18 protein-coding genes and 4 pseudogenes are annotated in these 22,516 nt (G+C 34.6%); 12 read left to right on the top strand and 10 right to left on the bottom strand.

Annotation, left to right across the window (positions count from 1 at the left end; translation table 11 throughout):
• Positions 1-238 precede the first annotated feature (238 nt).
• From J2S13_RS02375 to J2S13_RS02335, 9 genes and pseudogenes are all read left to right on the top strand, one after another.
• Entirely contained in the window at positions 239-442 is a 204-nt protein-coding gene (locus J2S13_RS02375; protein ID WP_091776065.1) for a DUF1657 domain-containing protein, read from the top strand.
• An 82-nt stretch (positions 443-524) separates the two neighbouring features.
• Complete coding sequence (locus J2S13_RS02370; protein WP_307256077.1) at positions 525-1,001, top strand: YhcN/YlaJ family sporulation lipoprotein; 477 nt, start codon at positions 525-527, stop codon at positions 999-1,001.
• 17 nt (positions 1,002-1,018) lie between these two features.
• Positions 1,019-1,498, top strand: coding sequence for a stage V sporulation protein AC (spoVAC, locus tag J2S13_RS02365; protein ID WP_244811923.1), 480 nt, complete (start codon positions 1,019-1,021; stop codon positions 1,496-1,498).
• A complete protein-coding gene (gene spoVAD, locus J2S13_RS02360) occupies positions 1,498-2,517 on the top strand; it encodes a stage V sporulation protein AD (RefSeq protein WP_307256076.1) in 1,020 nt (339 codons plus the stop codon). The genes spoVAC and spoVAD overlap by 1 nt, the downstream gene beginning before the upstream one ends.
• Positions 2,514-2,864, top strand: coding sequence for a stage V sporulation protein AE (gene spoVAE / locus J2S13_RS02355; RefSeq protein WP_120377812.1), 351 nt, complete (start codon positions 2,514-2,516; stop codon positions 2,862-2,864). The genes spoVAD and spoVAE overlap by 4 nt, the downstream gene beginning before the upstream one ends.
• Before the next feature lie 12 nt (positions 2,865-2,876).
• On the top strand, positions 2,877-3,083 hold the full coding sequence (locus tag J2S13_RS02350; protein ID WP_120377811.1) for a DUF1657 domain-containing protein: 207 nt from the start codon (positions 2,877-2,879) through the stop codon (positions 3,081-3,083).
• 31 nt (positions 3,084-3,114) lie between these two features.
• Entirely contained in the window at positions 3,115-3,975 is an 861-nt protein-coding gene (locus tag J2S13_RS02345; RefSeq protein WP_307256075.1) for a DUF421 domain-containing protein, read from the top strand.
• Between the two features lie 257 nt (positions 3,976-4,232).
• A pseudogene (locus J2S13_RS02340) lies at positions 4,233-4,786 on the top strand (DUF421 domain-containing protein); the annotation flags it as partial.
• A gap of 77 nt (positions 4,787-4,863) precedes the next feature.
• A protein-coding gene (locus J2S13_RS02335; RefSeq protein ID WP_212967602.1) for an IS3 family transposase occupies positions 4,864-6,020 on the top strand; the annotation gives its coding sequence in 2 pieces (ribosomal slippage) (positions 4,864-5,107 and positions 5,107-6,020; 1,158 coding nt in all).
• A gap of 560 nt (positions 6,021-6,580) precedes the next feature.
• On the opposite strand, the gene J2S13_RS02330 is transcribed toward J2S13_RS02335, so the two are convergent.
• The 3 genes and pseudogenes from J2S13_RS02330 to J2S13_RS02320 form a co-directional block, all read right to left on the bottom strand.
• Positions 6,581-6,859 carry a hypothetical protein gene (locus tag J2S13_RS02330; protein ID WP_307256074.1) on the bottom strand — a complete coding sequence of 93 codons (279 nt, stop codon included), beginning with the start codon at positions 6,857-6,859 and terminating at the stop codon, positions 6,581-6,583.
• Between the two features lie 919 nt (positions 6,860-7,778).
• Positions 7,779-7,949, bottom strand: a complete 171-nt coding sequence (locus J2S13_RS02325; RefSeq protein ID WP_307256073.1) for a hypothetical protein — start codon at positions 7,947-7,949, stop codon at positions 7,779-7,781.
• 267 nt (positions 7,950-8,216) lie between these two features.
• A pseudogene (locus J2S13_RS02320) lies at positions 8,217-8,914 on the bottom strand (N-acetylmuramoyl-L-alanine amidase family protein).
• Positions 8,915-9,278: 364 nt separating this feature from the next.
• Here J2S13_RS02320 and J2S13_RS02315 point away from each other — a divergent pair.
• Positions 9,279-9,731, top strand: coding sequence for a hypothetical protein (locus tag J2S13_RS02315; RefSeq protein ID WP_307256072.1), 453 nt, complete (start codon positions 9,279-9,281; stop codon positions 9,729-9,731).
• 254 nt (positions 9,732-9,985) lie between these two features.
• On the opposite strand, the gene J2S13_RS02310 is transcribed toward J2S13_RS02315, so the two are convergent.
• On the bottom strand, positions 9,986-10,561 hold the full coding sequence (locus J2S13_RS02310; RefSeq protein ID WP_307256085.1) for a recombinase family protein: 576 nt from the start codon (positions 10,559-10,561) through the stop codon (positions 9,986-9,988).
• Between the two features lie 147 nt (positions 10,562-10,708).
• Here J2S13_RS02310 and J2S13_RS02305 point away from each other — a divergent pair.
• Positions 10,709-13,675, top strand: a pseudogene (locus J2S13_RS02305) (Tn3 family transposase).
• A gap of 331 nt (positions 13,676-14,006) precedes the next feature.
• On the opposite strand, the gene J2S13_RS02300 reads toward J2S13_RS02305, so the two are convergent.
• The 4 genes from J2S13_RS02300 to J2S13_RS02285 are packed head-to-tail and all read right to left on the bottom strand — an operon-like array spanning position 14,007 to position 20,552.
• Positions 14,007-14,726 carry a hypothetical protein gene (locus J2S13_RS02300; protein WP_307256071.1) on the bottom strand — a complete coding sequence of 240 codons (720 nt, stop codon included), beginning with the start codon at positions 14,724-14,726 and terminating at the stop codon, positions 14,007-14,009.
• Positions 14,716-16,467: a site-specific integrase gene (locus J2S13_RS02295; protein WP_307256070.1), complete on the bottom strand. Its 1,752-nt coding sequence runs from the start codon at positions 16,465-16,467 to the stop codon at positions 14,716-14,718. The genes J2S13_RS02300 and J2S13_RS02295 overlap by 11 nt, the downstream gene beginning before the upstream one ends.
• A gap of 4 nt (positions 16,468-16,471) precedes the next feature.
• Positions 16,472-19,222, bottom strand: a complete 2,751-nt coding sequence (locus J2S13_RS02290; protein ID WP_307256069.1) for a hypothetical protein — start codon at positions 19,220-19,222, stop codon at positions 16,472-16,474.
• The gene (locus J2S13_RS02285) at positions 19,203-20,552 is read right to left on the bottom strand and encodes a site-specific integrase (protein ID WP_307256068.1); all 1,350 of its coding nucleotides are present in this window, start codon (positions 20,550-20,552) and stop codon (positions 19,203-19,205) included. The genes J2S13_RS02290 and J2S13_RS02285 overlap by 20 nt, the downstream gene beginning before the upstream one ends.
• A 245-nt stretch (positions 20,553-20,797) precedes the next feature.
• Between J2S13_RS02285 and J2S13_RS02280 the strand changes: the two are divergent.
• Positions 20,798-21,493 (top strand): annotated as a pseudogene (locus J2S13_RS02280) (topoisomerase C-terminal repeat-containing protein); the annotation flags it as partial.
• 132 nt (positions 21,494-21,625) lie between these two features.
• Here the strand turns inward: J2S13_RS02280 and J2S13_RS02275 are convergent.
• On the bottom strand, positions 21,626-21,814 hold the full coding sequence (locus tag J2S13_RS02275) for a DUF8096 family protein (RefSeq protein WP_307256067.1): 189 nt from the start codon (positions 21,812-21,814) through the stop codon (positions 21,626-21,628).
• Between the two features lie 339 nt (positions 21,815-22,153).
• A complete protein-coding gene (locus J2S13_RS02270) occupies positions 22,154-22,429 on the bottom strand; it encodes a hypothetical protein (protein WP_307256066.1) in 276 nt (91 codons plus the stop codon).
• Positions 22,430-22,516: the final 87 nt, after the last annotated feature.

The following is a 22,516-nucleotide window of genomic DNA, read 5'->3' as shown; positions in this document are numbered from 1 at the left end:
GACACCTAGTAACTACGAATAAATTTTCTGTATTTTAATCCGTTTATTAATAACTTAATTGTCCATTTTCACTATCCTCCTCTCATCGCTTTTTCTTACACGTGTATCTTTTCCAAAAAAGTGGAAAATTACATATCTAAATTTAAAAATATTTAAAGTCTGATAAAATTCAATGAATAAAAATCTTTTTATACAGCATTCTAATAAAGGTCAAAATAAAATATAGGAGGCGTTATTCATGACAGTAATCAGTGACGTTAAAACAGCTCTAGCAGGGTTAAAAAGTGCACAAGCTAGCTTTGAAACATTTGCTCTTAGTACAGATAATGAACAAGCAAAGCAACTGTATCAAGATGCGGCTAAACAAACTCAATCTGTAGTTGATAGCATTGCACCACGCGTTCAACAAATTGAACAAGAAGAACCTCAATACAAACAATAATCATTATGTGACACAAAAGGTTGGGTCGATATTGACCAACCTTTTGTGTCGATTTTGAATAGATAAAATATGAGGTGATTTCATGAAAAATAACATAACTAAATTAAAAATTTTTCTTTTATTACTAACCATCATCGGAATAGGTTCAGGATGTAACGAAAATCAGAATCAAATGGGTTATGACAATAAAGATTTGAGTATTTCACAAGTAGATACAACAAGCAAGCCAATCGATCAATCTATTGCTAACCAGGCTAAAGAAAAGATGATTACTAAGGATGAAATTACGGATGTAATGGCTGTAAATACAGATAAGGAGCTTTTAGTAGCGATAAAGGTAGAAAATTTTAATCGTTTTCGATTAAAAAGTATCGAGAAGACAGTAAAATCTGACCTAGAAAAAATGTATCCGAATCATAAAGTCGTCGTTTCGACGGATAAAAAAATGTTCTGGGAGCTCGAAAAAATAGAACAAAGACTGCAAAAAAACAATACGAATAAGAAAAGGTTAAAAAAGGATTTGCAAAAACTTGAAAGTCTTATAAAGGAACAAACGTAAAGAGGAAGGATCGAGCTATGTCAAATAATCAAAAGAAACAGCTAACCCCAGTCCAACAGGAATACCAAGAATTACAAAAACAACGTGAAATAAAAAGACCAGTTGTAAAAAATTCTATAAAGGCCTTCCTAATAGGCGGTCTCATCTGTCTTATTGGTCAGCTTATTCAGGACTTCTACATCTATTATTTTGATTTTACAGAGCAAACGGCCGGAAATCCAACTGTTGGTACATTAATTTTTATTACGATGCTTCTTACTGGTTTTGGTGTATATGATCGCATTGCCCAATTTGGTGGGGCTGGGACAGCAGTACCCGTAACTGGTTTTGGTAATGCGGTTATATCACCTGCCATTGAACATCGAACCGAAGGATTTGTGCTGGGCGTAGGCGGCAATATATTTAAATTGGCGGGATCGGTTATTTTATTCGGTGTATTTTCTGCTTTTGTTATTGCCTTAATTAAAACAATTTTAATCAGATGGGGTGGTTTATAATGCTTGCAGGTCATCGTACATGGGTTTTCGAACAAAAGCCTGTGATTATTTCCACTGGAACAGTAGGTGGACCATTTGAAGCAGATGGAGCTATATCGGAAGATTTTGATCTTCTTCATGCCGATTTATGGCTCGGACAGGATTCCTATGAAAAAGCACATAAAGTTTTTTTTGAAGAAGCCTGTCAAAAGGCAATGGAAAAAGGGGAAATCCAAAAGGAACAGGTTCAGTTTCTTCTCGCAGGGGACTTGATCAATCAGATTACCCCCACAAGTTTCGCGAGTCGAACCATTGGAGCTCCTTATTTTGGTTTATTTGGTGCTTGTTCTACCTCAATGGAAGGATTGGCTCTAGGTGCTTATATTATTAATACAAAGGGAGCTAAATATATATTAACAGGGGCTTCAAGTCATAACACAGCTGTTGAAAAACAGTTTCGTTATCCGACAGAATATGGAGGACAAAAACCACCTACTGCACAATGGACGGTCACTGGTGCTGGTACGGCCCTTTTAAGTGATTCTGGGGAGGGACCATGTGTCACTTCTGCTACAATAGGCCGTGTGATTGATATGGGACTGACTGATCCATTTAATATGGGAGGGGCTATGGCACCAGCAGCGGTCGATACGATTGAAGCCCATTTAACGGAAAGAAACATTGACCCCTCTTATTATGATTTAATCGTCACTGGGGATCTTGGCCAGATAGGCCGTGAAGTTTCCCTTGATTTATTTAAAAAACATGGAACTTCCATCAGTGAAGAACAATATCAAGATTGTGGTCTTATGATTTATCGAAAAGGACAGCCAGTCCTCGCAGGGGCAAGTGGTGCGGGGTGTTCAGCAACAGTAGTCTATGGTCATTTATTAAATCGCATGAAAAAAGGCGAATTTAAAAGAATGTTAGTAGTGGCTACTGGTGCTTTATTATCACCACTTTCTTTCCAGCAAAATGAAACCATTCCTTGTATCGCACATGCGGTATCGATTGAATACGGAGGTGAACAATCATTATGACCTATTTTTGGGCTTTTACCGTAGGCGGTTTGATTTGTGTCATTGGGCAAATTATGTTTGATGTGTTTAAGCTAACACCAGGACATACGTTAAGTACTCTTGTAGTAGTGGGTGCTATTTTAGATGGATTTGGTCTATATGAACCCTTGATTGACTTTGCTGGTGCAGGAGCTACCATACCTATTACAAGTTTTGGAAACTCCCTTGTACATGGGGCTATGCAAGAAGCCGAAAAACACGGGTTAGTTGGTGTACTCACAGGGATGTTCGAAGTAACAAGTTCCGGTATTTCAGCTGCCATTATTTTTGGAATGCTGGGAGCTTTAATTTTTAAACCTAAGGGATAAGGAGGATGTAACATGACCGTAGGATCGGATGTAAAACAATGTCTTGCCAGTTTAAAAGGTGTAGAAGCTAGTCTATCCAGTTTAGCCATACGGACTCAAGACAACGAATCCAAGAAAACTTTACATGAAACGATGATGGTAGTAAACGAATTAGTGACAGATTTGAAAAAAAGAGTTGGAGAATTGGAACGAGAAGAATTTCAGTACAAAGGTTTTTAAAAGATGTAATTTTTGTAGGAGGTGTTAAGTAGTGCCTGAATGGTTAGATATTGCCGTACGGTCAATATTCTTTGTTGTTTTTTTATTTTTTATTACAAAATGGTTAGGGAAAAAGCAAATCTCTGAATTATCTTTCTTTGAATATGTAACTGGTATTTCCATTGGAAGTATAGGTGCTGAAGTTGCTATGGGACTGGAACGGAACATTTTTCATGGAATCATTGGAATTGTCATTTTTGCAGCAATACCCTTTTTATCTGGTTTGCTTTCCTTAAAAAGTAAAAAGTTCCGTGATTTTGTAAAAGGAACAGGAACTGTCTTTATAAAAGATGGGAAAATCATGGAAGATAATTTAAAAAAGGAAAGATACACGACAGATGAATTATTAGAATTACTTCGTAAGAAGGATGTTTATCAGGTGTCTGATGTAGAATTCGCTGTATTAGAGGCAACAGGGGATTTATCCGTCATGTTAAAGAAAGAAAACCAACCATTAACAGCAAAGGATCTAAACTTGACGGTTGCTTCAATTAAAGAGCCTCAGACTGTCATTATGGATGGTGTGATCATGGATGAACCACTTGCGACTATTGGACGAAGCCGTGCTTGGTTACACACTGAATTAGAAAAACTTGGTGTAACGGTAGAAAATGTTTTTCTTGGACAAGTTAATTCCTATGGAGAGTTAACAGTTGACCTGTTTGACGATCAATTACAAGTCGCATCTCCTCAAGAAAGACCTTTAATTCTTTCGACCATGAAAAAATGCCAAGCAGACTTAGAGTTGTTTGCTCTTGGAACCGAATCAAAAGAAGCTAAGCAAATGTATAGTAAAAATAGTGAAAAACTACAAGAAGCTATTGATAAAGTGATGCCTATTTTAAAAGGATAATGGTTTATTTCGCTATATTGGATGATCTTAAGACACATAACAAAAAAGTAGTACCATTTTTTGCATAATAACATTAAGTCGAATCTTGAAAATAAAATCTTTGGAAAAATATCTTTTTTTAAATTGATTAGAGGGTGCTTAAAATATTAAAACATTACTGGTTAACTTTCTCTGTTAATTTTTGCAGTATTGTCAAAGAGATGAACATCCTTAGTCTGACTTCAGACTAAGGTGATTTTTCCTAAGAGGTGTTAGAAGTGTCTATTTTTTTAGTTAAATTGATTTTTATATATATTGTTTTTATTGTATCCATAAAAATTTTAGGGAAATCAGCCCTAGCACAACTTACCCCTCACGAATTTGGAGCGATTCTTTTTTTATCTTATTTAGCATTGGGGTCCATTAAAGTAAATGGAGTTACAGAGGGGATTATTGGAATCATTGTTATAACGGGCGTCACTTAGTTATATCAAAATTAAGTTTATTAAATTGGTTAAACCCTTTTATTATAGGAAAACCGACTATTTTAGTTAAACATGGAAAAATTGTATATAAAAATTTAAGGAAAAATAGATATCCTTTATCTGAGCTGTTGTCAGGTTTAAGAACAGCAAGATATCCAGATATTGAATATGCGATTTTGGAAGCAACAGGTGAAATCAGCATTTTATCAAGGAAAGAATTAGTTCCTGTTACTCCAAAGGATTTACATAAGAAAGTAGAATACCATGGATTCCCAATAGCTGTTGTAATTGAAGGGAAAGTTCAGAAGCGTAATTTAAAATTAATCAACAAGAATGAAGAGTGGCTTAAGCAATGATGCTAGTATAGTTTCATGGACACATCTAAGTTAAATTTATACAATGACTTTTAAGGAGGATGTGTCCGATGAGTAAGAAAAATAATGGGAAACGGTATAACGATGATTTCCGAAAAATGATTGTTGATCTTTATCATTCTGGCAGTTCTGTTAAAGATTTAAGTAGCGAATATGGCATCTCTGAAGTATCTATTTATGCTTGGATTAAGAAGTTTTCTCCAATCGAATTAGAAGATGGTTCATCTGTAACTCCAGATGATTATGCAAAGCTCCAGAAACAACTTCTCCGTATACAGGAGGAAAATGAGATATTAAAAAAGGCTATGGCCATATTCGCTCGAAAGTAAGTGACTCAGAACTAACTGAATTTATTACAGAACATAAAGATGATTATTCCATTCGTACGATGTGCGAAACCCTTGATATACCTAAAAGTACTTACTACCAATCATTGAATAAAACAGAATCGAATCGTGACCGTGAGAACCGTGAATTCACAGAAAAGATTATCCAGATTCATGAAGAAAGTAAGAAACGATATGGTGCACCTAAGATACATGAAACCCTTGAAAAACAAGGTCACAAGATTAGCTTAAAACGAGTTCAACGCCTGATGAAAGTAGCTGATATCCGATCCATCATCGTTAAAAAGTTCCGTCCGACACCTAGTAAAGAAAAGGTGGAAGAACGAGAAAATATTATTAACAGAGACTTTTCTACGACTACGATCAACCAAAAGTGGGTTGGGGATATCACGTATATTCACACGCTTCGTGATGGTTGGTGTTACCTTGCATCTGTATTAGACCTGCATTCAAGAAAGGTTATTGGGTATTCATTTGGACGTTCGATGACGACTGAATTGGTAGAAAAGGCTTTAGAAAACGCTTATGTCACACAGAAACCCAATGATGGTGTCATCTTCCATTCCGATTTGGGTTCACAATATACAAGCGACTCCTTCGCAGAAAAGATTCAGGATTATAAGATGACACACTCCTTCAGTCACAAGGGAAGCCCTTATGACAATGCTTGTATCGAGTCTTTTCATGCGATTTTAAAGAAAGAAGAAGTAAATCACGTACAATACTTAGATTTTAACGCTGCGAGAGTAGAGTTATTTAAATATATTGAAGGCTGGTATAACCGTAAAAGAATACACGGTAGTATTGGATATCTAACACCACAAGAGATGGAAGATTTAGCACTCCACCAAGCAGCATAATTGCACCACATAACATTAGAGCACGGCTTTACTTGGAGAGGTGAGCGTGGTAGGCTTTCGCCTGGCGAAATGTGTTTTACTAACCTTTCGTCTTTCGCAAATCACCACGCACACAGAGGCTCCATGTCAAGCCTTCAAATACACATTTAAATAAGTTTCGAAGCACAATGAAAAAAATTAACTTTTATGTGTCCTAAATATTGACGTAGATCCACAAGAACTAAAGGCAAAGGGATATCATCAAATTAAAGATAAATTTTACGCTTCCGTTAGAGATACCGACCATTCACTAAACATTAACACATTTGATAAATCAAATGCATCATTATACCTTTTTCCATACTATGGGGATATAAAGAGTGAAACTTTGAGTGTGGTTGTTGTTTAATAATTAATTTTCTTTCCCAAAAGACAGTCAAATGCCTAAAAGGCTAATGCTATAATAGAGTTTTCCATTAATCTAATAAAAATCAATTCACCAACAAATTGATCCGAAATAATTAAAAAGCCGATTTTTCCTTGACATAAAAGGAGAATCGGCTTTTTACTAGTTGTTCCTATTACTCATCTTTATTATCCCTATCGCCTATATCTTCTGCATCTTCTATTGGATCTTCTGGATCTGGATCATTATCATTTTCATCATCTTTAAACATGTTATCATCTTGGTCAACACCGGGTGCATTTTCAAGATCTGCATTATCATCATTCGTATCACCGTTTTCAATAACATTATTGTTATCCTCTGGTGGTGGATTCTGATCATTATTGTTACAACCGACTATTAACATGGTAGATAAAATTGCAACGGCTAGTATAAGAAACCATTTTTTGTTCATGGATGTCCTACTTTCATAATTTAGTATTATGTTTAAAACTATAGATAGTATTATTCCCTATAAATGTTAAATTATGATCGCTTTTAACTAGTAATTAGGCTAGGAAATTTAAGCATTATAGCCAATCGAATAGAGAAGTAGGTAATTTCTCTGAATTCATTTTTTATGTCAAGCGTTTAGAAAAGGATATGGGTGATAAACCAATTTAGGCGAAATGTAGGTGAATACCTATCCCTATGACAATTGCGGAACATATTATGGTTTAAGTTTTTCAAAGAAGGAATTTAAGGGGATGTTTTTTTTGAAGAGGAACATGGGAATGTGTATTTCTTGTGAAGATTATTTCTGGAAAAGTCAACTTTCAATGTTACCAAGTGGTTCATTTCTTCTTAATAAAAGGTACTGTCCACAATGTTATCCTAAAGCCTTAGAAGAATATACTAGAATTTATTGGGGTGACACCTACATTGATGAAACTCCACCTTAAATTAAGGGAAATATCTAATTCCGAGACACGTTGAAATATTATAGATAAAATTTATAAAAAGAATAAAAGTTAAAAGGAGAGTTGTTTGTTTTGAAAGCTATGGGGAGATGTTCCTGTTGTAAAATTCCGTTGCAAAACGATCTGACGTGCCTTAATGAAAAATACTGTTCTAAATGCTTTATAGAATTCCTGAAAATATATTTCAAACTTAAAAGGGAAGCTTAGAATAATGAAAATAAATGATATTTGAAGGCAAATTCAAAAAACCTGTCCATTTTCAAAATCGCTCTACAAAGGGTAAATTCACAACCCAATTATAGTTGAGAGAAAATTCCTCCCTAAAACGTCCGTTAGAGGGAGGTTATTTTAATAATAACTTTATCTTTTTATTTAAATTCAGCATGGAAACTTTAGTTTTGTAACTTCTAAAAATCAAAAAATTAAAGAAGAAGCAGAACAATCAATATTTAAAACAAGAAGCACTACGAGCCAGGCATCTCGCTTTGATGCTTCTAGTAGTAAAGGGATAATAATAACGTGGTTCATTAATCCAACCGAAAGCATAATAATCATGTATGACTGAATAGGAGTAATCTTAGGCAAAAGCTCACCTCAAATCCAACAATTGGAAATAGAGACATCTTGAACTATAATTCCCTCAACAACTTCGTTCTATTCATCTGATATTACAGCCGTAAACTAGCACATGATGAGTCCTGGCTTATATCGGCCGGACCAACTTAGAGCAAGAAAAAAATGCTAAGCCCGTCACGACAAAGGCTTAGCGTATATTTTGTTCATCCAGCCTAGCTATCCATTTTGATAAAACTTTAACGTGCTCGCAGTCAAGCAACCGATTTCCCAACGAAACTACACATTTTCAATAATAATCCTTTGTGCTGTTCTCAGGTTGCGTTGTACAGTTCTCAACACATTCTCTTCTTCTGCGTAAGCCGTACTTGCATACCGTCAACAATTACACGTTTAATAGCCATATTGCTTTTCAGATTAGTCGATTTTCTCTTCAAATTAAACGCGCGTGCTAAACCATTAACATGACCTTGAGCGACCGCTTGCCGCCAATTCGGGTCCCTTAGTTTTTGGGCATCGCTTGCATGATCAATAAATCCGTTCTCCGTTAATAAAGCGGGCATTCTGGTTTCTCGCAGTACATGGAAATTGGCCTTTTTTTTGCCACGATTATGCAAGTTATTTACTTTGACAATTTCTTCATGCATAATGTCCCGAATTAACGCTCTTCTCGATGAATCAGACAAACTGTTATGAATATAATCTTCATACCCATGAGCTGAACCGTTAAATGCATTAACGTGGATGGATAGAAAATAATCTGCACCCCAAGCATTTGCATCATCTGTACGTTCTTTCAAGCTGCGCGTAATATCTGCTGTTCTACTCATTTTAATTTACAGGCCTTCATAATGGTTTTCCAAGAGATTTCGGATGCTATGGGAAATATTTAAGGTAATTTCTTTTTCATGCATCCCATTGCCAATAGCTCCTGGGTCCATTCTCCCGTGACCAGGATCTAAATATAATTTAAACATTTTACACCACCTCGTACAAATAAAATATGACCGAAGAGTAACGGAGGTATAGGAATTCGTCTGAGATACATATAAAAATAGGTGATAATAGGCATTACATTTCATTGAATCAGATGATTTATTTTAAAGCTAAGAAATTTTCCAAATGCGAGACCATATGTATGAGCAACAGCAATTAATGTTCCATATTTTTCGTGGGTCAGGCAAACTCTTGTTCATCTAGACTGTAGGCTGATTGATTATTGATGCTTCTTTCTTAACAAAACACCTAAGTGATTCTCTGTGCATATACTGTATCATTACTACAGGATTATGATTAAATACAACTCAATCCATACATAAAATAATCAAGGAGAGGTTAATTTTGAAAATTCCAAATACAGCCAAAGTTAGTATCCCCTTTCCATCCGTATGGGGGATTGATGCTTCTATTGCGGGGAGATCCATTATTAGAGGTATACTTACCATTGATTCCATTGTAGACAACAAAGTAATAGGTACAGTTAATTTTCGTGGTATACCTATTCCGATTAATGGGTATTGGGACGAAAGCGCTAAACAAATAAGTTTCGATTCACCATATGCCTCCTTTTTTGGCAACTTGACAATATTTGATGAGACCGCTATAAGCATTCGGCATTTCGTTTTAAGTGGACGGTTTATAATGAAACCTCCCTCTTTGCTGGCTGGTGAATACGGAAATTGGATTGCTACAACCTTTACAACCCGTTTGGGACCTCCCATATATACTAGTGTTTTACCACCTGCTGGTGCCTTTTCAGTCTCAAGTATGCTCTTGGGACAGCAATTGTTTTAATTAGACCATGACTTTATAAAAACAACCTTCGTTTGTGATTGACTAAGGTTGTTTTTTATATAGTGTTCTATGAAAATACAGCCTTGCTTTAAATCTGAGTTTTGCGTATATCTCCGTTAAAATGTACTCGGAACCCTTTGATGATCGTGCCTAGTTAGATAAATAAATATTGATACTTCCTTATAGAAATAGCCTGCTTGGTTAGGTACGTTGTTTCACAATCCCCGGAAATTTTTAATATAAGTAATGAATGCTTATTTTTTTCCTTCCGATAGCTTTCTATATAAAGAAGCTCTAGATACATTTGTAATTTCACAAATTTGATTTACAGTCATATTTCCTTCTTTATATAGCTTTACTGCATAATTCATTCCTGTGTGATTTTTATGATATTTCTTTAACCGTCCTTTAAACTTCCCTTCTTTCTTTGCGAGCTCAATTCCTTCACGCTGACGCATACGAATAAGGTCTCGCTCTAATTGGTTAACACCAGCCATTACAGTAATTAAGAATTGGCTATATGGATTATCTTCTGATAAATCTAGCCATGTATCCTTAAGTGATTTTAAGCTTGCCTTTTTATTTCGTATTAAATCAATCAATTCAAATAAATCTTGCGTACTTCGAGTGATCCGAGTTAAATCTGTAACATAAATAATGTCACCTTCTTGTAAATCCTCTAACATTTTTTGAAGTTGTTCACGATCTTTTGTGGTTCCTGAAATTTTTTCTTCATAAATAATATCCATTCCAATTTCGTTCAATTGCCGAAATTGTCTTGAAGGATTTTGGCTAGTCGAACTGACGCGTACATAACCGATTTTCTGCAAAATTCCACCTCGTTTTTGAGACAAGTCTTATGAGACACTCTTAACTATGATTTTATCAGTCTACTATACTTGTATCAATAGAGTACACTCTATTGATATATAATTGAACTAATTAACTGAATAATTATGGAAATGGGATGATACTGAATGAAAATTGCGAGAGGTAGAGAATTGCTTACACTGGAACAGAGGCAGGATTTTATGCAAATCCCTGAAGATGAATGGATATTGGGGACCTACTTCACTTTTTCCAAACGGGATTTAGAAATAGTTAATAAGCGAAGGAAAGAAGAAAACCGTTTAGGGTTTGCTGTTCAATTAGCTGTTCTTCGTTATCCCGGTTGGCCATACACTCATATCAAAAGCATCCCGGAATCAGTCATACATTATATATCGAAACAAATCGGTGCCACTCCATCTTCGATTAGTCTTTATTCTCAAAGAGAAAATACACTTTGGGATCATTTGAAAGAACTTCGAAGTGAATACGACTTTGTAACTTTTACTCTAAGAGAATATCGAATAGCACTTAAGCATCTTCATCAATTAGCTTTTGAAAATGGCGATGCCATACATCTACTACATGAATGTATAGATTTTCTAAGAAAAAACAAAATCATACTGCCTGCTATTACTACACTTGAAAGAATGGTGTGGGAGGCAAGGACAATGGCTGAAAAGAAACTGTTTAATACTGTTAGTCAATCTCTTACAAATGAACAAAAAGGAAAGCTTGAAGAAATCATTACTTCGCAGCATCCATCCGAATCCAATAAAACGATATTGGGTTGGTTAAAGGAACCACCGGGTCATCCTTCACCCGAAACATTTCTAAAAGTAATAGAACGACTCGAATACATACGAGGAATGGAATTAGAAACGGTACAAATTAGTCATTTGCATCGCAATGCCTGTTACAACTATCTCGCTTAGGCTCAAGATATGAGACATATGCATTCCGTGACTTTCAAGAAAATAAGCGATATTCGATATTAACTGTCTATTTATTACATCTTACTCAAGAGTTAACGGATAAAGCTTTTGAAATTCATGATAGACAAATACTTAGTCTGTTATCAAAAGGCCGTAAGGCTCAAGAGGAAATTCAGAAACAAAACGGTAAAAAGCTGAATGAGAAAGTTATACACTTTACGAACATCGGACAAGCTTTAATCAAAGCAAAAAAGGAAAAATTAGACGTTTTTGAGGTTTTAGAATCCGTTATCGAATGGAATTCTTTTGTCTCTTCGGTCGAAGAAGCTCAGGAGCTTGCACGCCCTGCCGACTTTGATTATATAGACTTACTGCAAAAACGATTTTATTCAATTAGAAAATATACGCCAACGCTATTAAGGGTATTGGAATTTCATTCTACAAAAGCAAATGAGCCACTTTTACAAGCTGTTGAGATTATCCGTGGAATAAACGAATCCGGAAAGCGAAAAGTGCCTGATGACTCACCTGTGGATTTTATTTCAAAACGTTGGAAAAAGCATTTATACGAGGATGATGGTACAACAATCAATTGTCATTACTATGAAATGGCTGTTTTAACAGAACTTCGGGAGCATGTTAGGGCAGGAGATGTTTCCATTGTTGGCAGCAGACAATATAGAGACTTTGAAGAATATTTGTTTTCAGAAGATACATGGAATCAAACGAAGGAGAATACAAGATTATCAGTTAGTTTATCATTCGAGGATTATATGACGGAGAGAACCAGCAGCCTTAACAAAAGGTTAAAGTGGTTAGCTACCAATTCCAACAAGTTAGACGGGGTTTCTCTTGAAAAAAGGAAAGCTGTCAATTGCACGATTAGAAAAAGATGTTCCAGAAGAAGCAAAAAAATTTAGTGCAAGCCTGTATCAGATGCTACCAAGAATAAAATTAACCGATTTACTGATGGATATTGCTTATATAACAGGATTTCATGAGCAATTTATTCATGCTTCCAATAATCGAAAACCGGATAAAGAAGAAACAATTATTATTATGGCTGCTCTTTTAGGAATGGGAATGAATATTGGTTTAAGCAAAATGGCTGAAGCAACACCCGGACTTACATATAAGCAATTGGCCAATGTATCACAATGGCGCATGTATGAAGATGCAATGAATAAAGCCCAAGCTGTATTAGTAAATTTTCATCACAAATTGCAATTGTCCTCCTATTGGGGAGACGGTACAACATCCTCGTCCGATGGTATGAGAATGCAGATAGGCGTTTCATCGCTACATGCAGATGCAAACCCACATTATGGAACTGGAAAAGGAGCCACCATCTATCGTTTTACAAGTGATCAATTTTCTTCTTATTACACAAAGATTATTCATACTAATTCAAGGGATTCGATTCATGTTTTGGATGGTTTGTTACACCATGAGACGGATCTAAATATAGTAGAGCATTATACAGACACAGCTGGTTACACAGACCAAATATTCGGACTGACCCATTTATTAGGATTTAAATTTGCTCCAAGAATACGAGATTTATCAGACTCGAAATTATTTACAATAGATAAGGCAAGTGAGTATCCAAAATTAGAAGTCATTTTACGTGGACAAATAAATACAAAGGTCATTAAAGAGAATTATGAGGATGTTTTGCGATTAGCTCATTCTATAAGGGAAGGAACAGTTTCAGCATCCCTTATTATGGGGAAAATAGGTTCTTATTCAAGACAAAACAGCTTGGCTACAGCCTTACGTGAGATAGGCAGAATAGAAAAAACGATCTTTATTTTGAATTATATTTCGGATGAATCATTAAGAAGAAAAATACAAAAAGGATTGAATAAAGGAGAAGCCATGAATGGACTGGCAAGAGCTATTTTCTTCGGAAAACAAGGCGAGCTTAGGGAACGAACCATACAGCATCAATTGCAAAGGGCCAGTGCCTTAAATATAATCATTAATGCCATCAGTATCTGGAATACTTTACATCTAACAAAGGCAGTTGAATATCAAAAACGGTCAGGTAGTTTTAATGAAGAATTATTGCACCATATGTCACCTCTAGGTTGGGAACATATTAATTTACTTGGAGAATACCATTTTAATTCGGAGAAAATGGTCTCGTTAGATTCTTTAAGACCCTTGAAACTTTCTTAACGTTGTTAAAACTGGGGGAATAGTCCAGGAAATGGGCTTAGCGTTGTAAATCCGCATTTTCCTGACTGTACCCCTAATAGTAAAAAAGAATATACAATCACCTGTTTCAAAAATGAAACGGTTAAAAGAGTATGCCTCAATCAATCCAAATTGTGAAAAAACAGAGTAGGTAATGAAATATTTTTAAGGGGCGTAATAGCGTTGGTTTAGAGATTCTAACAACACTAGAGATATCTCTAAATCAGTAACACCATTATCCTTGAGTTATTATGCACGCCGATCTTCATGATAAGGCGTATCAAAAAGGGGCTTATCAAACAGCCCCTCAAACTTAGAAGATATCCGAAAATTCATCTGCTAAAGTTTTCTCTTTTTTTAATGGAATCACGTTATCCTTTATATTTTCTGATGTTTCTAGCTTTGGTTCATACCAATTGTAAAAATCTGAGGGATTACTAAAGATATTTTCCAAAGATTTTTTAACAATGGTTGTCTGTTTATTACCTGTATCTAGATGATTAACTAAGGGAACACCTTTGACTGAACTATATCTCAGTAATTTAAATAAAAGATCTTGAAGGTATTCAAATCGATTATCTGAATCGGAAAGTTTGCTTTTGTATACTTGAACTTTTTCCTCGCTTTCTGTGAGTTTTAGTTCTAAGGTTTTTCTACGTTCAATATTTTTATAGAATTTACGTTCAATCACAATTAATTCCCTAATTAATGTTTCTTTATCATCGTAATATTTATTTACGATATCAGCTAGGTTTGGTAAATTGTCGTTCGGAAATTCTGAAGTGGACGGTCTAGAAGTAAAAACATTATTGGCTATATCTATCATCATTCTTCCAAGCCTGTTTTTCTTTCTCCAAAAGTCTTCTCCGGCTGCGGTAGGGAAGCGACCTTTCTGGACCAATTCCTTGTTGAATTGATACATTTCACCGTACTTAATTTCCCCATTAATCTGTCTCTCTGTTTTATATAAATAAATAAGATGGTTAACCTCCTTTTCAGTCAATTTTGTTTTTCGTCCGGCTTTATTGGCCATTATTATGAACCTCCAGTATTTTTAGATCTGCAATTTCTATGATGCTATCTTTAATCTGATAGGAAATAGATTTCAGTTTGTTAAGATTTGTTGGATTAACTCTAGAAAATTCATCAGAGAGCATAATGGAATGTAAACTTTTCATGAAAGTAATCAATTCATTAATGTTTCTTTTACTGCTAGCCAACTTCTCTTTAATAATATGAGATTTTTTATCTAATTCCTCAGGGGCAATTCTCCAATGATTACAAAAAATACAATCCTCAGTTTCACATCGTTGCTGTTCGTCTGAACAATATCCTATGTCTTTTAAAGGTTTTTTACAATCCGGCGTAGTAGGAGGTCTAAATGCTTTAAGTAATATGTCATTCGGAATATGAGGGGCTAAATCTAATGAAGCTCTCATGGTTCCCTTCCTTTTCTTATTATTTAAAGAATTTATTTCTGGATTAAATTGATGGGATTGCGCAAACTTAAATTTTTGTAGCAACGAAAAAACTTCAGAATCTATCCAGTATTCAGTATGGTGAGCATAATTCAATTGCATTGAAATGGTATTATGGTTTGCTAACCTGGCAATTTCAATTGGTGATATTCCTTGCATCATTAACGAAAATATGGCTAAATGTCTAGTGTCATTTGGCCGAAGTTGGTTTTTCTGAGGTATATTAAACACGTACTTGGAACGTACAATTTTTTCGTAAAAGCTTTGGATCAAAAAGTATAATTGATCTTTGTTAAAGACATTAATATTTATTTTCTGTGACTCTCTTATACTACGAATAAAATATGAGCTTGTTTTTAAGATTGAATTATAGGAAATAAGCGTGTCACTATTCCCAAATTTATCGGTCTCAGCAATATAAGTTGAAATTAACTCAAAGGTAATTTGATCAATTCGAACTTTATCGACTACATTTGGATGTTTTTTTGGATATTTATGTCTAGGTAAATGTAAGTAATAATTTCCTTCACCTTCGGAAAGGCAATCCCTTTCTATCGAACAAAATTCGGAAGGTCGTAAAGGGATAATGGTTGTGAGTTTCCACCAAATTATGATTGGATAGTACAATAATTTTTCATTTATACACTTTGTGTCGTTGCTGTTACTAGATTTAATTTCTTGATAAAAAAAGTCAATACTTTGTGAAAAGGCTAATATATCCTTAGAAGGAGGTAAAGTACGATTAGCTTTTTTTCTTACAATTTTTTTCTTTAAATTAAGGAGTGGTTTTATGTAGACTTCTCCGGCTTCAATGTCAGCATAATCTAAGAAATTTAAGATGACATAAATTGTATACTGTTTGTCCTTATTTGAAATAGTTTGTGTTGATGTAAACCACATTACAAATTCATCATCTTTCTCTTGATCAAATCCATCAGTATACTCTAGAAACTTTAGCAATTTTAAATAATATCCGGCAACTGTAGTAATATGGTGTTTCGAAATCAAATCAGCTATCCAGCATTTTACAACTACTTTAAAATTCTTCGGAATGTGACTAATGGATTCATATGGTTTCAGTTTATTAAAGTTAAAATTTCTTTTTAAGCCAGTATTTAAATTATCTCTGTAAAATATCCACTCGTCATCATCAAAATCACCACTAACATGCAAGGTTTCATTTTTCAGTATTTTTATAGCCTCGTTAATACTTTCATTGGTTAAAAATGACGTATCAGAAAGTGATTCAATATCTTCAACAATTGTTGATTGAAGTCTCGTCTGTTTAATATTCATCCGTTTACACCTCACTTTTATTAATGTTATAAGTCTTGTATTCATTTAAATCTGCAACGGAAATTTGCTTCATTTTTTCTTTGAGAGCTTGGCTTCCACCTTCTACAAATTTATAAATGATCTCTTTACCGAATTTTTCAGTAGCTTTTATCCACTGATCCATTTCGATGGAAAAGATATTAGCTATTTTTGTCTTTTCGGTTTTGCATTCCTCTTTTTCTAGACTTGTAAGTTGTTGAACCCTATTAGTCAAACTATCAGCAAGGGAAGAGAGGGCGTAAAAATTAGGGACCGACATCGGGCAATTTCTGCATGCAATATTATGTTTAATGCAATTTTCTAACCCTATAAGGCACTGCACATCGTCTTCTTTACTAGGTAACAATTGTGCATCCAGCTTAAACATATAATCAGCTGCTTCCTCAAATCCCATACTCAAAATCATATCAGAAACCTTTTTCTTTTCAGCCTGTAAAGTATTTAAAAAGCCCGCAGTGCATTCAATATTGTAAATATCCCCAAACATTTGTTTAACAGTTAAAATCTCTTTGGTTCTCTTTTCACGATCATCTTTATTTCCAAATAGTACCTCAGCGAACAGATCGGGGATGTATCCAAAATGTTCTCGGATAAATAATTGATGCGTTAAATTATTTAACTCTTCTTCAGGGATAAAAATATAAATATTAGTCGTTTCAAAGTCAAAGTGTGCACGTAGACGCTGAGCAACTTCTAATGCAGCCTGTGAATGTCCCTTTTTTACAAGCAAGTAATATGTATAGGATAATAAAGAACGATTCATTTTCCTGTTTTCAAATATGAATTCTGCATTAAAGCCTTTGAAAAAAGTTGACTTATGTCTTGATGCAAACTCGTTTCTTATTGTATTAAAATTTATCAGGTACTCATATTTCGGTGTGGTGGCAGCCCTGCGTAATTCACAAATAACTGCTACAGTAGCTAAAGATAGGGTTACATCTTTTGAACAAAAAAAACGGTTAGTAGCATTCGTTTTAGTTGTTCTTAAATCTTTTCGCATTACTTGATGAATGATACGACGGGCGTCTTCGTAGCATAAATCGTTTTGTTCTAACCAATCCAAATTAATATTCGGAACCGAAAGTTCGGTTAGATCAATCTTTGGAAATCTTATAACATCCTTATGACGCCAAGCATTGTTAAGATGTACAAGCACATAAAGCCAAGAAGAGTCATAGTTGTAAGTCTTTTGTCTCTTTATTTTGCCAGAAGCATTTTGAGTAAGAACTGTTTGGTTCATTTGTTTTTTAACATCTTCAATAGCATTCCTTTTGTGTAATGGAAAATTGGTGGCAAAATTAAATAATGATTTATAATCTTGGTAATCATAAATGGATTTATCTTTGGGGATAATTTCCTTTTCATGCGGATTTATGATACGTGCCAATTTTAACAGTTTCTTTTTATTTTTTTCAATAAGTTTGTTATAAATTGAATTAATGAAACTATAAAAAATTACTTGATACCGAAATGGAATTGTTTCGTTAAATAATGCAAGATTGATATGATTGGAAGTCAATTCGTATAACTCTTTATCAGAAAGAAATTCAATTAGTATTCCTGTACACTTGGCATATCTAAATATTGTGTAATGAATTGTCTCAACGCTTTCACTAGTATTTCGTAAAATACGGTGTACAAATTTCTTCCATTCTTTGCAGGTGAATGAGTTACTATTATGAAATTTAATTTCTAAACTTTCAAGCACGTATTCGTAGGCATCTATATTATCTGATATTGTTGTGACAACTTCTTTAAGTTCATTTTCTTGAACAATTTCATTAACAATTGATTTGGGGTAGATGTATTCTATTCTTTTTTGTGGATGAATACCTCGAAAAACAGTTGGAACTTTCTTCCTAGCATCGATTATTTTAGAATGTGAACTATGATATTGAAGTCCCAACAGTTCTTGTACCTCGTCTGAAATATAGTATTCAGCTTTAAGTTTCTGCTGATGAGCCCTTAACTGATCTATGGGTTCTTTTAGGCAATGACGAATACCTCCTAAAATAGTGTCGGTTATGTTTTCTTCCTTTCTTAGAATATTCCACTGTCTTTTAGTTAAATTCAAAAGTTTCCTTGCTTCACCACATGAATAATATAGTTCTGTGTTGTAAACTTTTCCTCTAATGAGTGTTCCTGTATCCATGGTATTATCAGGCAAAACGTTTAGATTATATTCTTCGATCAAAGATTCTACTATTTGTCTTGGATAGAATATATGATGTTGAGATACATAGATGTTGTTCACATTGTTCCTTTTAAGTATTTTCCCAAAGGTGATATTTCCGGCATTTAACTTTTCAAGTGCTTCTTCACGACTAATATAATCTAACAGAAATTGATTAACCGACTCTTTTGTAATGTAAGTTTCATTTACAAATGTAACGGATTTTAAAATCCCTCGATTCATTAAGTTAAATATATTATTTTTATACGTTTCCAATTTAAATTCACTTTTGAATCGATATTTATGACTGATTAGTTTTCGGGCAGCTTGTCCAATGGTGAAACATTGCTCAAAGACCTTTTTTTCCCCTTGTACATATTTTTCAAGAGAGCTCAAAACAACTTTGTCCTTTCCATCTGAATCGGCAATGACTTCTATAAGACCTTCTTTTTTTAACCTCTTCAACTTATTAGGTGAGGTTTTAACGTGTGCATACATAGGGTTTTTATATATTTGAGTAAAACTAACGAATTTTTCGGACACCTGTAGCCCCTCCATTTAACCATTTATTTTTGTAGTTCGTTTGATCGATGGAACCAAATTCCTCTATCGGAGCATTATGCAATTCATTTTGAAGCTCGTCGATATAATGTATTGTTGTTTTGGCATCAACGTAATCTAAAGCAGATTCAATGTTAGTATCACCTCTTGCAATAGCAATCTGTAAAATGCTCAAATCCATATCCAATAGGAAACTCGTAAAAATACCTCTACCAATATGCGTGGACCAGTAAGAATCTTTCAAAAACATATAGTCATCTTCTCTGCCGGCCGATTTAGATAATTTGGATAAAAATGACCTTTTTACTTTCTTAAATCTTTTTTCATAGACTCTCCCAGACATGGCCATACCATTTTTGTCATACAACAAGATCATTGGATTTTTTAAAAAGCCACTTTTTAATTTTATATCTAAATCTTTCATGTGAGCTTCATAGTAATCCCATAGTAAATCGCTATCTAATATCATTTGTTTAGCTAAATGTGTTTCTAAGTAATTCAAGCGTTTGGGGTTCTCAGCGCTGGTATCTTTTAGATGAGAAAAGAGAATGGAACGATTATCTCTAATTTGTACAGAAAGTGATTTTCTGAATTTAATATCCAAGTCAGCACGTGTGATATTCACCACTTCTCCACGTCTAAGTCCTCCAAAGAATTGTAAGCATAGTGCAAAAGCTATTTCCGGAGCCACATCTTTGGCTTCCTCTAAAAATTCGATAACCAGTTTATTTCTATTAGGACCGAAGTCTTTGAGCTTTATAAATTTATTGTTATTATGAGTTCTAGATGGATATTTTGTTCCTAAAGATGATGATTGAAAAGGGGAGTATTTCAGCCAATTTCCTTTCGGGTCTTGATAATAGCTGAAATCAATATCTTCGTTTAACAATGATTGTTCTTTTAAAAATAAATAAAATTCCTTTATGTAGTTTTCATAATAAAAAACGGTACTTCTCTTTAAGCCTGTATTAGTTAAATAGGTTATATATCGGCTACCATGTATTAATTTTAATCCACCTATTCCTTCATGGACTAATTGAATAAATTCTTCATCCTCTGCACTAATGCGGTCAATTATATAATTTAAGAAACGGCATAAAACATGAGCCGGAGCTTTTACTGTGTTAACACTTACGCCTTGATACTCATATCTACGACGAATAAAGTCTGTAATGGGGTGAGGAATAGTTATTTTGCTAATCTTGTTATATAACCCAATATTAACAACCCTTTTTTTCACAATTTTATTATCGATAAATTCTTCTATCTCATTTTCTTTGACGACAAATTTAAAATTAATCAGATTTTCCATGTAATATACATCCTTTTTGATTTGGTATATATATAAGATGTTCTTTTCTGGTTTTAAAAGCATAATCCAAAGGGAGACTAGTCGGGGCGCAGGGTGTTTGTGTGTCTTGCCCCTCCCCGGGGCAAGACACACAAACACCCAAAATCCCTACATCTGATTGTCTATCTATATTAAGCCATATTTATTATAAATGGGCAAAATTAATTGTGCCCCCCCTTTATTTTACTGTATTCTTATCATGAATAAGGGTAATAACCCAAAAGCGTACCTATAAAGCTGGTAAGCATTTGGACAATGGTGAACTGGAGAAAGTCTTGATGAAAACGGAGGGACTAGGAACAGAGGCGACACGAGCGGGAATTATTACCATGCTAAAAAATCGGCAATATATTGAAGTGAAGAAGAACCAAGTGTACGCAACCGATAAAGGAAGAGTACTGATTGAAGCGATTGGCGATAAAATTTTAGCCTCCCCTGAAATGACGGCGAAATGGGAACAGCGCCTGCGTGAAATTGGGGAAGGAAAAGCATCTGCACGACAATTTATGGAACAAGTGAAAAAAATGTCTAGTAAAATTATTGAAGATGCAAAAGAAATGTCCAGACATTGGGATTTTACCGGATTGAATGTCACGTCCATTAAACGAACGAAATCAAAGAGCAAGATAGGAAAGAAAATCGGGAAATGCCCGAAATGTGAGGGAGACATTGTGGACAAGGGACAATTTTATGGCTGTACGAACTACCCGAAAACAAAATGCAATTTTACGATTTCGAAAAAAATATTAGGAAAAACGATCTCCCAGGCAAATGTAAAAAAATTACTTGTTGGTGAAAAGACCAATGTGATCAAAGGATTTAAAAAGGGAGAGAAAATCTTTGATGCTTGCTTGAAGTATGAAAAGGAGAGAGAGCAATTATCCTTTGTGTTTGAAAAATGATCGTCATGGAAGCGATGAAGATGACGCTATAATATCAATAAGAAAAGTTGTTGCTAAAATCAATAGGGAAGTCCTAAAATGGGTACCTGACAGTTTCCATTAGGACTTCCCTTAAATGTGTTAAAAATCAATTCAAATACTTTTTTTCATCCCACAATTGCGGCATTCTCGAATAAACACAAAATCTTTAATCGAGCTTTTAAAAAGTGAATGATCGCAATTATCACATCGACCACTTACTTTATCGGGATATTCTTTGAAATCATAAACAATCGAAGTGTCATAGCCTTTCCATTCCGTTTTCTTTTTTTCATCAAGCAATGAAAATCACCTTCATCTATTATTTTCTACTCTTATTTTAGCGCGTAAAAACATAAATGAGAAGGGAAAACGGAAATCTTATCTTTATACACTATGTGCAAAATTCACAAAATATCAAGACATCCTGTTCTCAGACTATATGTGAGCGAATAAATAGGTTTATCCTGTCTTAACGGTCAGTAAAACCTCCACCACAAAATGATTTGGAAACAAGGAAGATAAGTGGAGGATCACGGCCCATAAAGGTCCGATAAGTTCAACGAACATTCAGTGGGGGATGAAGAACCCCCCCAACTGGATGAAGTTTCACTTTATTATTCCTCATCCATTTAGGGGAGATTACCAAAAGAAGAATGGCGCTACAGCTATTCCAACAATGGCTCCTAAAGCCAGGCCAATTCCGAATCCTCCCCAACCCCATCCATATCCATAACTGTAACCAGGATAACCAAATCCACCATAATTTCGAACTGGTCGATTCATTGGGCGAAGATAAACTCTTCTTTGGTCAACATGTTGAATAATCCCTTCGTGAACACGTCCATCACGAGTTTGAATCCGAACATGTTTTCCTCTGTGCTTTTGGCACATATTTCGATAATGATCAACTGACATTGTTTAGCACCTCCAATATTCATTTCACACAATTCATCATATGTACTGGAGGGACAAATGGGGAGGACAAGGACCCATTCTTATTGG

Source organism: Oikeobacillus pervagus, from assembly GCF_030813365.1.
Classification (GTDB): domain Bacteria; phylum Bacillota; class Bacilli; order Bacillales; family DSM-23947; genus Oikeobacillus; species Oikeobacillus pervagus.
The sequence above is the reverse complement of the archived record's forward strand: the minus strand, read 5'-3'. Positions and strand labels throughout refer to the sequence as shown.